Annotated in this window: 7 protein-coding genes; 6 read left to right on the forward strand and 1 reads right to left on the reverse strand. The window is 72.2% G+C overall.

Translation table 11 applies throughout. From position 1 onward, the window contains the following. Positions 1 to 2: 2 nt before the first annotated feature. The 6 genes from ACGFMK_RS16435 to ACGFMK_RS16460 all read left to right on the forward strand — a co-directional run bounded on the left by ACGFMK_RS16435 (position 3) and on the right by ACGFMK_RS16460 (position 11,068). Positions 3 to 476, forward strand: a complete 474-nt coding sequence (locus ACGFMK_RS16435) for a hypothetical protein (protein ID WP_392763167.1) — start codon at positions 3 to 5, stop codon at positions 474 to 476. Between the two features lie 3 nt (positions 477 to 479). Then, the gene (locus ACGFMK_RS16440) at positions 480 to 3,476 is read left to right on the forward strand and encodes an ATP-binding protein (RefSeq protein WP_392763170.1); all 2,997 of its coding nucleotides are present in this window, start codon (positions 480 to 482) and stop codon (positions 3,474 to 3,476) included. After that, positions 3,473 to 5,560: a magnesium transporter gene (locus ACGFMK_RS16445; protein ID WP_392763172.1), complete on the forward strand. Its 2,088-nt coding sequence runs from the start codon at positions 3,473 to 3,475 to the stop codon at positions 5,558 to 5,560. The genes ACGFMK_RS16440 and ACGFMK_RS16445 overlap by 4 nt, the downstream gene beginning before the upstream one ends. Positions 5,561 to 5,563: 3 nt before the next feature. Then, entirely contained in the window at positions 5,564 to 6,169 is a 606-nt protein-coding gene (locus ACGFMK_RS16450) for a hypothetical protein (protein ID WP_392763174.1), read from the forward strand. A gap of 3 nt (positions 6,170 to 6,172) precedes the next feature. Next, a complete protein-coding gene (locus ACGFMK_RS16455; RefSeq protein ID WP_392763177.1) occupies positions 6,173 to 7,174 on the forward strand; it encodes a C40 family peptidase in 1,002 nt (333 codons plus the stop codon). A 3,711-nt stretch (positions 7,175 to 10,885) separates the two neighbouring features. After that, entirely contained in the window at positions 10,886 to 11,068 is a 183-nt protein-coding gene (locus ACGFMK_RS16460; protein ID WP_392763179.1) for a hypothetical protein, read from the forward strand. On the opposite strand, the gene ACGFMK_RS16465 is transcribed toward ACGFMK_RS16460, so the two are convergent. Beyond that, positions 11,065 to 12,009, reverse strand: a complete 945-nt coding sequence (locus ACGFMK_RS16465) for an AAA family ATPase (RefSeq protein WP_392763182.1) — start codon at positions 12,007 to 12,009, stop codon at positions 11,065 to 11,067. The two genes, ACGFMK_RS16460 and ACGFMK_RS16465, sit on opposite strands and share 4 nt — an antisense overlap. Positions 12,010 to 12,028 lie beyond the last annotated feature (19 nt).

Below are 12,028 nucleotides of genomic sequence, written 5' to 3' on the forward strand. Positions count from 1 at the left end.
ACGTGCGGATCAGGACTGATGACGAGGTCTACCGGGTCGACGCCGTCTGGCTCGGCCCGCCGAAAGCGACTTTTCCCTGGAGGGCCCGCTACGTCGCGTGGCTCATCGGCATCCCGGTGTTCTTCCTGGTGCTCGGCGTCGAACGCTGGGCCGGGTGGAGCTTCGGTTTCTTCTCGACGGCGTGGGCGTTCATCGCGACCATCGTGGTGACCCGGCTGCTGACGGCCAAGATCAGCCACGAGCGGCCGCTCGGCACCGTGGTCGCGATGGCCGGGCGCGAGCTCAACACACCGAGGGAACAGACCACGGGCACGGGTGGCGCCGTCAGCGCCAGCCGCGTCCGGGTGCGGGCGGAGCGCCCGTTGCCGAAGCACCGTCGGAGACGGCAGTACCGGCACCACGGCTCGCCGCCGGGTGTCGTCCAGGGAGCCACACGAGCGCGCCGGAGCCGCAGCGCGGCTCGGGCCGGGAGGTAGTCGTTGTTCGGTCGCGGCGGTAGCCGAGGTAAAGGTCGGGACGCACACTCGGGCGCGTGGCAACCGCCCGAGCAGGTCCGCGCGGCGCGGAACGGTTCGGGCGGGGGCAGCACCAAGGGCCGGCGCCTGCCCGGTGAGCAGGCGATCCCCGCGTACACCCCGTCGATCGCGGTGCGCAGCATCGACGGGCACCTGGTCCGCACCGGGTACGAGGTCTACGCCTGGTACCGGCTGGCGCCGCAGCGCTGGTCGTTCCGCTCCGACTCGCAGCGTCGCGACCTCGTCGCGGCCATCGCCGGCCAGTACGCCGAGCTGCAGGGCCGCTGGCTGCACCTGCGTGTGACGAACCGGCCCTACCCGATCCGGATGTGGGCCGAGGCGCACGTCTACAACGCCCACGGCCGCCCCAACGACGTCCCGGGCGCGCTGTCCTTCGACGACTACCTGATCGGCGAGCAGCAGCAGCTGATGGGCCGCTCGATGGCCGAAAAAGAGGTCTACCTGGGCGTCCAGGTGCAGACCCGGCGGATGGTCGACCGCGCGGTCGAGCGGGCCGCGCCGGTGCTGCGGAAGATCCTGCCCGAGGCCGTCGACGCCGAGCTGGCCGCGCTGGACTCCGAGGTCGAGCACCTCGACCAGGTCATCGGCAGCGCCGGGCTCGAAGGCCGTCCGGTGCACGCCGAGGAGATGTCCTGGCTGATGCACCGCTCGTGCTCACTCGGCCTGCCCGCGCCGCGGAACATGCCCGCGGTGCCCGGCGCGGCCTGGGAGCCCGAGGACCTGGCCAGCTTCACCGACGCCGCCGACTACTACGCCGACCCGTACGCGCCGACCGTGACCGTCCGCGGCCGCACCGGCTCCAACGCCGGCGTCTCGCGGCACCTGGCGATCCTCACCGTCGGGCAGATGCACGGCCTGCAGATCCCCGAGGTCGACGACCCGTGGATCCAGCACGCCGACCGGCTGCCCGCGGCGGTCGAGGTGTCGGCGCGGATCTACGTCCGGCGTCCCGAAGAGGTCGCCAGCGAGCTGCAGCGCCAGATGAACAAGGTGCGTTCGCAGGTCAAGCACTACACCGACGAGCACGAGCTGGAGCCGCCGCAGTCGCTGTCGCGGCAGGCCGGGCGGGTGCTCGAGATCGACGACGAGATGACGTCGGGCTTCACCGCGCTCGCCACCCGCGTGCGCAGCTGGTGGCGGCTGGCGGTGTCCGGCCCGACCGAGCGCGACGCCCTGCGCCTGGCCCAGCAGCTGCTCGACCTGTACAAGCCCAAGATCGCCATCGAGCACCCGGAGGCCCAGTACGCGCTCGCACGGGAGTTCATCCCGGGTGAGCCGCTGGCGTCGGCGGCCTACATGCGCCGCGGCTCGGTCGTCTGGAGCGCTTCGGCGGTGCCGACGGCGACCGCGGAGGTCGGCGACCGGCGCGGCATCCTGCTCGGCGAGACCTGCACCGCGACCCGGCGCCCGGTGGCCTGGGACCCGTGGATGGCCCAGGAGATCCGGGACGGCTCGGGCCTGACCGCGATGGTCGCCGGCCTGGGTGCCGGCAAGTCGTTCCTCGGCGGCGGCATCGTCTACAAGACGCTGCGGGCCGGGGCGAGCTGGACGCTGCTCGACCCGTCCGGCCCGCTGTCGCGGCTGTGCGACCTGCCGGAGCTGCGGCCCTACGCGCGGCCGATCAACCTGCTCAACGCCCAGCCCGGCATCCTCAACCCGTACCGGGTGGTCGCCGAGCCGCTGATCGAGCACTTCATGGACGAGGACGACCCCGAGCGCTCCTGGCGCCGCGAGAAGGCCCTGGCCGGCGCGACCCGGCGGCGTCTCGTGCTGGACGTCCTCACCGGCGTGCTGCCGTACGAGGTGTCGCGGATGGCCCAGACCCGGATCGTGCTGCTGCGCGCGGTCCGGACCGTCGGCGGCCGCTTCGACGCCGACCCCGGCCAGGTGATCGACGCCCTGCGGCGCGACTCGAGCGAGCACCACGAGCACGCGGGCGTCGTCGCGGACTTCCTCGACGAGATGCGCGAGCGGATGGCGCTGCTCATCCCGGAGTCCGACGCCGACCCGTACGCCGAAACCCGTGACGACCGGCTGACCGTGCTGACGATGGCGGGCCTGACCCTGCCGAAGGACGGCGTCCCGCGCGAGTACTGGACGGACGCGGAGTCCCTCGGCGTCGAGATGCTGAACCTGGCGGCGTGGCTGACCCAGCGGTCGGTCTACGAGAAGCCGAAGGAGATGCGCAAGGGCGTCTGGATCGACGAGGCGTTCTTCCTGTCCGAGGTGCCGACCGGGCGCGTGCTGATGAACCGCTTCGCGCGTGACTCGCGCAAGTGGAACGTCCGCGTGCTGCTGTCGTCCCAGATCCCGGCGGACTTCCTGAAGATCCAGGGTTTCGTGACCCTGCTGGACTCGGTGTTCGTCGGCCGCCTCGACGACGACGACGCCCAGGCCGACGCGCTGCGCCTGCTGAAGGTGCCGGTGGGCGTCGGGTACGAGCAGGTGGTCGCGGCCCTGGGCCGCCGCCCGGGCGCCGCGCAACGCGGCCTGGAACGCGACATCGAGCCCCGCCAGTTCATCTTCGGCGACGGCGCGGGCGGCGTGGAGCGCATCCGCGTCGACTTCTCCGGCCCGCACCTGGACCACCTGCGCGCGGTGATGGACACGACCCCGGGCTCGAAGGACGCGGCCAAGCCGCGCCCGGGCACGGAACTGGCCCTGCCGAAGAACCCTTCGGAGGAGAAGCCGTTCGTCGCAGCCCCGCCGGAGGACGACATCGAGCTGGAGCAGGACTTCGAGCTGGCGGCGGAGCTGGAGGTCGGCCTGGCCGACGAAAACCTCCTGGGCGCCCCGGACCCGCTGGCCTCGGAAACGGGCGAGGTCCAGGGCGACGTCCGGCAACCCCCGAACGGAACCGGACCAGGCCAGAACGGCCACGGCGGGCAGCAGCACGCCCGCACGGGCGGGAAGGGCGGCACCGGCCGGGACGCCGCATGAGTACCCTGCTGACGCTGGCGGTGCTGCTGACGTTGGCAGCCGGGTGGAACGCGCTCAAGCGCCGGATCAAGGACGGTCCGCGGCGACCCGGCAGGCGCACACCGAGCCGCAGGGCGACGATGTTCGCCGTCATGCTGGTCCTCGGCCTGCAGGCCATCGCGACCGCGCCCGCGGCGAGCGCGGCCGCGTGCGGTGAGGCACCGAACCCCGAACGTCCCGGCGCGGGCATGGTCGGCGCCATCGACCCGGCCGAAGGCCACGGCGAGGCGGGCAGCCCGTACGTCGACTACAGCTACGCCGGGTTCGTCTGGAACACCTTCGAGACGAACTGTTCCGGCCTGAACATCACCCCGGCCGGCTCGACGCTCGACACCTGGGGCGGCAACCAGCTGTTCAACCTGGGCAAGAACATCGTCGGCGCGACGAACTCGCTGCACTACACCGTGCTCGAGGGTGGTCTGCTCAATCCCTTGTACAGCGCGGTGAAGTCGGGCGCGGAGAAGGTCTACAACAACATCTACGCCCAGTTGTTCGGCCTGGTCGCGCTGATCCTGTCGATCATGATGTTCCGCAACATCTGGCGCGGCGACCTCGCCGCGGTCAGCAAACGCGCCTTGTACGCGATGGCCGGGATCTGGCTGGCCGCGTCGTCACTGGCGATGCTGCGGTACTTCGACCCGATCGACAAAGCGATCGTGCAGACGACCACGAACATCCAGGCGGGGTTCGTCGACGACTCCGACAACCGGGTCATCCGGCACGTGCTGCCGACGAACCTGCACAACGAGATCGTCTACAAGAACTGGCTGCGCGGGGAGTTCGGCTCGCCGACCGCACCGCAGGCCGACCAGTTCGGCCGCCCGCTGCTGGACGCGCAGGCGTTCACGTGGGGCCAGCTGCGCAACGGTGACGACGGCAACCAGGGTGTCATCGACGGCAAGAAGAACGCCTACAAGGACATCTCCACCAAGCTCGGCCCCGCCACCGGGTACTTCACCGGCGAGGCCGGCGGGCGTACCGGGGCCGGGTTCCTGTCCCTCGGCCAGGCCATCGTCTACTCGCTCTTCCAGTTGCTCGCCAAGGCGTCCGTGCTGCTCGCGCAGGTCCTGATCCGGCTCTTCGCGCTCACCGCGCCGCTGATCGGGCTCGTCGCGCTGCTGCACCAGGACATCCTGCGCCGCGTGCTCAAGGTCGCCGGCGGGGTCGCGTTCAACCTCGTGGTGCTCTCGGTGCTCGCCGGCGTGCACGCGCTGCTGCTGCAGGCGATCTTCGACGCCTCGAACTCGCTCAACATGCTCACCCAGATGGTGCTCGCCGGGCTGATCACCGTGCTGCTGTTCATGGTCGGGCGTCCGGTGCGGCGGCTGTGGCAGATGGTCGAGATGTCGGTCAGCATGGTCGGCGCCGCGGTGCCGTCGCCCGGCGGCGGGATCTTCTCGCGCTTCCGGCGCAACCACAGCGGCCCGACCCCGCAGGACGAGTTCTGGCAGAACGTGCGCGACACCGACGACGTCGTCGACGGCGAGCAGCGCGGCCCGATGGGCGCGACCGTCGGCGGCGGCCGGTTCCGGCCGGAGGCGACGATCTTCGCCAACGCCCAGCGCCTCGACAACGGCTCGGGCGCGTCCCGTCCGGCCGCCGCGTGGTCCGGCGCCTGGCCGGGGGCCGTCAACGGCGGCCGGGCCGGCGCGCTGCCTGCGGGCGGACGTCCCGGCGCTCCGGTGTTCGGCCAGTACAACCCGGCCGGCGGTGACCCCGGCGAGTACGTCGTCGTGGGCGCCGGCGGCCATCCGACGGTGCGAGGCCAGGAGAGCCGGCGCGTCGACACGTCCCCGGTGGCCGACCGTCGCTGGAACGACGAACCCGAGCCCGTCGTCGTGCCGTCGGATCTCCGCACGCCGGAGTCCGGGTTCAGCGACTACACCCCCCAGGACACGCCGAGGACGCCGGGAGTGCGGGCGCAGCCGCGCCGCGTCGACCCCGAAGTCGTCGCCGGCAAGCCGGTCTTCGTGTTGTACCGGCCGTCGCGGGGCATCGAAGTCCGCGAGGAACCGCGGGACACCGACAGCGTCATGGGGCGGTGACCGATGCCGATCCGGACCAACCGCGGCCGCGCCGCGGTCTACCGCCGCCTGTGGGGCTGGCCGCTGCGCTCGCCCCGCCACCTGGTCGGCGCCCTGGTGTTCCTGGCCATCCTGGTCACCGCGCTCGGCATCGTCCTGCCGAAGGTGATGGGCAAGCAGCAGGCGAAGGCGTCGCCGACGACCGGGACCACGACCACCTCGGTCACCGCGCCGACGCCGTCCGGGGTCGCCGCGCCGGTGCCGACGTCGAACCTGCCGACGAGGCTGTCCACGCCGCTGGCCACCCCGACCACGGCGGCGCCGAACGGCGACGCCGTCCGCGTCGCGAAGGAGTGGGCCGCGGCCTGGGTGGACCACCCGCCGGGCATCACGTCCGCGCAGTGGCTGGAGAAGCTGAAGCCGTACACGACGGAGGAGTACCTGCCGGTGATGTCGTCGGTCGACCCGGCGAACGTCCCCGCCACGAAGGTGACCGGTGAGCCGACGGTCGGCACGTCCTACACCAGCTCGGTGCAGCTGACGATCCCCACCGACGGCCCGAAGCTCAGCATCACGGTGGTGAGCACCAACGCCGGCTGGCGGGTCGCCGACTACGACCAGGCGAGCTGACCCGTGCGGCGGCTGGGGTTGTGGCTGGGGCTGGTCGTGTTCGTCGCGATCGGCGCCCTGATCATCACCGCCATCGCCGCCAAGGTCGTCGTCGACAACCAGCAGGCGCAGGCCCGCGGCGTGTCGCTGATGAGCTGCGACGCCTCGGTCGGGCCGACCCAGCCCGGCGAGGGCGAGCGCGGCACGGTCGACGCGTCGAAGCTCGACGACGAGCAGAAGGGCATCGTCGCGCTGATCATCTCGATCGGCAAGCAGCGGTCGCTGGCGCCGCGCGCGTGGCAGGTCGCGATCCAGGCCGGGATGACCGAGTCCGGGCTGCACAACCTGACCTACGGCGACCGCGATTCCCTGGGCATCTTCCAGATGCGCCCGACGATGGGCTGGGGCACGGTCGCGCAGGTCACCGACCCGACGTACGAGGTCAACAAGTTCTACGACGTGCTGCTGGCCGTGCCGGACTGGGAGAACAAGCGCCCGGGTGACGCCGCGCAGGCCGTCGAGCGCTCGGGGTTCCCGGACCGGTACCACAAGTGGGAGCCGATGGCGGCGACGCTGGTGGAGAACGTCGGCCAGGTCGTCGACGTCGTCGCCTGCGGCACCGGGCTGGGCCAGCTGCTGCCGCCGAGCCAGGCCGCCGCGAAGGCGATCAGTTTCGCGCTGGGCGAGCAGGGGAAGCCGTATGTGTGGGGCGCCACAGGGCCCGACTCGTACGACTGCTCGGGCCTGATGCTGCGGGCCTACGAGTCGGCCGGGATCATCCTGCCCCGCGTCTCACAGGACCAGTACCACGCGGGCGCGATGCTGCCGGTGCGGGAGGCGCAGCCCGGTGACCTGCTGTTCCTCGCCACCGACCCGTCGAACCCGGAGACCATCCACCACGTGATGATGTACCTGGGGGACGGGAAGGTCGTCGAGGCGCAGCAGACCGGTGTTCCGGTGCACACACGGGCGTTCTCGTTCGATGAGGCCGAAGTGGTGCCGCAGGCGGTCCGGCCCGGCGTTTAGCATGGGTTAAAGCCCCTTGACACGAGCGGGCCGGCGGATGGGCCGACAACGGAACCGATTCACCCGACGTCGCGGCGCTTCCCCGAGCAGGCGGCCGCGTACTGGCAGAGGATGAGCACGTGGGACGGAAATTCGGCAAGCGAGGCAAGCCCGGCGGTCCCCAGGATCCGGCGGCGCTGTTCGGCGCGCCCCAGCCCCCGAGGCAGTCGGCTCGCCCCGCGTCCAGCACGCCCCTGGCCGACCAGCTGAGTGTCGGTTACCCCGGCGTCGACGCGGGTTACGTGGTGCTGCCCAGGTCCCTGGCCGAGGGGATGTCCCTGCCGTGGCAGCAGCAGATGGCGGCGCTGCTGGCCCAGTTCCACGCCGAAAACGCCCGGCTGACGTGGCCGATCTACCGCGTGGTGCCGTCCCGCTACGAGCGGCTGGAGGATCTCGACGAGGAGCAGCTCGCGGAGGCGGGCTACCTGGTGGAGATGGACGCGGACGGCGAGATGGTCTACCGCGAGCGCAGCGGCCGCAAGGTGGACGACCCGGCCAACACGACGGTCCTGGTGTCCAGCCTCGACCCGATCCCGAAGCCGGCTGCGCGTCCGCAGGCCCCGCCTCCGGGAGCGCCCCCGCCGCCGAGCCAGGCCCCGGCCCCGATGAACATCGGCCCGGCGCCGGTGTGGCGGACGGTGCCTCATCCGCCGGGTCCGGCTCAGCCGGTCCAGGGCGGGCGGGAGCAGGGACCTCCGGCCGTGGCTTCGGGTGGCGTTGAGGCGTCTGGTGGGTTTGTCGAGTCGCGGCCTGCGGCTGAGCCTGTTGGTGGGTTTGGTGAGGCGCGGCCCGGGGCGGAGTCGCCGGTTGGGTTTGGTGAGGCGCGGCGCGCGGCCGAGTCGCCGGTTGGGTTTGCGGAGGCGCGGCGCGCGGCCGAGCCGCCGGTTGGGTTTGGTGAGGCGCGGCCCGCGGCCGAGTTACCGGTCGGGTTTGCGGAGTCGCGTCCTGAGGTCGAGCCGGCTGGTGGGTTCGTCGACTCGAGGTCCGGGGGCGAACCGTCGGGCGGGTACGTCGATTCGCGCCTCGGTGCGGCCGAGGCCGAGCCGTCGGGCGGATTTGTCGATTCGCGCGCTGAGGCGCCCGGTTCTCCCGCTGAGGTCGAGCCGCCCCCGGCGGCCGCAGATTCGCGACCGGGGGTGCCCACCGGCGGCCTGGCGTGGAGCCGCCCGGAGGAGGCGGCGCCGAACCAGCACCGCCCGGAACCCCCGCCCAGCTGGGAACACCGCGCCCCGGAGCCGGAGTGGTCGGTGGCCGCCGAAGCGGACCTCCCAGGCCCGGTCAAGGCACCGCAGCAGCAGGCTCGCCACGCGGCGCCGGAGACGACGGACCCGGTAGCCGAGGCGTTGGCAGGCGCCCCGCGACACGCGCCTTCGGCGTCGGTCGCCGAGGAGTCGCCGCTTTCGGTGCAATGGTCCGGGGCCGCGCAGCCCGAGGAACAGCTCCAACCGGAAGCTCCCGCGACGGACTTCCAGGGAGAGTTCTCGCCCGAGCCGCAGCCTGCCGAGGAGGTATCGCAGCAGGGCGGCGAGCCGACGGCAGATTCGCCGGCCGAGCAGCCCGATACGTCCGCCGCGGACCAGGCCTCCCAGGCGGAGCCAGCCGAGGCCCGTTCGCAGCACGACAATTTCGTGTCACCGCAGGCCGACGCGCCAGCACCCGCCGCAGAGGACGGCTTGGCCGTTCCGCACCCTGACGATCCCGCCGAGCCAGCACCCGACGGCGGCGACGCTTCACCTACCTCGCCCGCCGACGAGGCACGGCTTGCCGCGGAGGGGAACTCGCCCGCGTCGCGCTCGGATGAGCCGGCACCTGCGGCGGAAGGTGCTTCGCCTGCGTCGCGCTCGGACGAGTCTGTCGTGCCGGCACCTGCGGCGGAAGGTGCTTCGCCTGCGTCGCGCTCGGACGAGTCTGTCGTGCCGGCACCTGGGGTGGAAGGTGCTTCGCCCGCTTCGCCTACGGCCGAGCCGGTACCTGTGGCGGAGAGTGGCTCGCTTGCGTCGCGCTCGGGTGAGTCGGTCGTGGCGGAAGGTGCTTCGCCTACCGGCGAATCGGCCGAGCCGCCACCTGCGGTGGAGGGTGGCTCGTTTGCGTCGCGCTCGGCCGAGCCGCTACCTGTCGTAGAGGGTGACTCGCCTGCGCCGCACCTCGACAAGTCGGCCGCGGTACAGCCTGCAGACGAGGATGCCTCGCGCTCCAGCGCGCCGCCTGCTTCGCAGGGCGGTCAGGCGGTTCAGCGCATAGAGCCGCCTGCCTCGCAGTCGCCCTCTGGTCCCGCTGGACCGCAGCCTGGTCAGCCCGCTGTACCGCAGGACGGGCCGCCCACCGGGGTGCCGTCTGGCCAGCACCCCGTGCCACCCTTTGCGCAGCCTGCCGCGGCATCGCCTGGCCCGTTGTCGTCGCCTCAGCCGGAGCAGACCGTTGCGACAGCTGGCGCGCAGTCCGGCCAGCCTCTGTCGCAATCGGGCCCGGTCGCTTCGTCGGGTCAGGCCCAGCCGCAGGCGAGCCCGTCAAGGCCGGAGAGCAGCCGGCCAGACCCGGTCGTGTCGCAGTTCGGCCAGCAACCAAGCCCGGCCGCCTCACAGGCCGGTCAGTCAAGCCCGGTCGCGGCCCGGCCCGGCCAGCAGCCGGGTCCGGTCGCGGCGCAGTCTGGTTCGGTCGTGCCTCAGGCCGGCCAACAGCCGGACCCAGTCGCGCCTCAGCCCGGTTCGGCTGCACCGCAGCCGGGCTCAAGCGCGCCGCAGTTCGGTCAGCACCCAGGCTCGGCGGCTCCGCAGCCCGCCCAGCCGCAGTCAGGTCCGACCCAGCAGCCAGACCCAACCACGCCGCAGTCCGGCCACCACCAGTCAGGCCCCTCCATCCAGCAGTCGGGCCCGAGCACGCTGCACCCCGGCTCGTCGCAGCCAGGCTCAGCGATACCGCAGATTGGCCACCAGCAGCCCGGCCCGATCACATCGCAGCCAGGCTCGGCTGCGCCGCACTTCGGGCAGCAGCCAGGCCAGCAGCCCGGCTCAATCACGCCGCAGCCTGGCCAGCAGCCCGGCCCAACCGGGCTGCAGTCCGGCTCAGCCGCCTCGCAGTCCGGCGCAACCGTGTCGCAGTCCGGCTCAGCCGTGCCGCAGCCTGGTCAGCAGTCCGGCGCAACCGGGCCGCAGTCCGGCCCAACTGCGCCGCAGCCTGGCTCAGCCACGCCGCAACCCAGCCAGCAGAACGGACCAACCCCGCCGCAGCCAGGCCAGCCGAGCCAGCCCGGCCAGCCGAACCACCCGCAAACTCCCCAGCACTGGGCCCCGACCAACAACCCAGCCCGCACCCAACCCCCGAAACCCGTCTTCCCCGGCCCGGAATCAACCCCCCAGTCCTTCCCGACCAGGCACGCCGCCCCCGTCCGGCCGGTTTTCCCCGGGCCGAACTCCGCGCCCCAGCCGCCGAACCCGGCCGTGCCGCCTGTTTTCCCCGGGCGGGAGCCTCTCCCGCAGCCCTCGAACGCGCAGTCGGACGCCGATACCCCTCCTCGGGGGACCGCCATGCCTTCCCGCGGGTGGTTCGACGAGTTCACCGATCAGCCCGCCGAACCCGAGGAGCCGCAGGAGTTCGGGCCCACCGGGCAGCCGACCGAGATCCCCTACCGGTACAAGCGCTGACAGACCGGCCCGGGGATGCCAGGCTTGGGGTATGGCGAAAGACGCGAACCCGGACCCGGGGTGGTACTACAACACCCGCACCAACCAGGTCGAGCACCTCGAACGCGGCCGCGGCATCGATCTGCTCGGGCCGTACCCCGACGAGGCCACGGCCCGGCGGGCCCTCGACATCGCCAAGGAACGGACCCGGCAAGCGGACGCCGAAGACGACTAGACCACCACCTGCGGACCCAGCACGAACTCCGGGTCCACCTGGGAGGCCAGCTCGGCGCCGGCCCACGCCTTGGCGTTGCGCAAGTGGAACTCGACGGCTTGACGCTGGTAGCGCGCCCAGTCGCGCTGCCCGGCGTCGACCGCCGTGTGCATCGCTCGCAGCGTCGAGAGGTTGGCCGGCTCCAGTTCGGAGATCGGCCGGGCCGCGCCGCGTTCGGCCGCGCGTACGTGCCGCGACGCCGACATCCACCCCAGCAGCGCCTCGCCGACCTGCTCCCGCAGGAATTCGACGTCCTCGTCGTCGGTGACCTTGTTGCCGACCACCACGAGCCGCACGCCGAAGTCGCGCGCGTAGTCCGCGTACTGCCGGTACACGCCCACGCTGCGCACCGTCGGCTCGCACACCAGGAACGTCACGTCGAACCGCGTGAACAGCCCCGACGCGAACGCGTCGGCGCCCGCGGTCATGTCCATCACGACGTACTCGCCGTCGACGTCGACCATGTGGTTCAGCAGCAGCTCGGCCGCGCCGACCTTCGAGTGGTAGCACTTGACGCCGAGGTCGTCCTCGTCGAACTGGCCGGTGACGCCCAGCCGGACCCCGCCCAGCTGCCGGAAGCAGGCGGCGAAGACCGGGTTGTCCTCGAACGGCCGGACCAGCCGCGAACCCCGGCCCGGCGGGGTCGTCTTGATCATCGACGCCGCGTCCGGGATCCGCGGGTTGTCGCCGCGCAGGTGGTCCTTGATCAGGGCCATGTTGTCGCCGAGCGTCGGCCAGGCGAGCGCTTCCTCTTCGGTCGCGCCGAGCGCCACCGCGAGGTGCTGGTTGATGTCGGCGTCGATGGCCAGCACCGGCCGGCCGGCGTCGGCGAGGTACGCGACGAACAGCGACGACAGCGTGGTCTTGCCGCTGCCGCCCTTGCCGACGAACGCGATCTTCACGGTCGGATCCCTTCTTGGA

Origin of the sequence: Amycolatopsis sp. NPDC049252 (genome assembly GCF_043197175.1) — a bacterium.
GTDB lineage: Bacteria > Actinomycetota > Actinomycetes > Mycobacteriales > Pseudonocardiaceae > Amycolatopsis.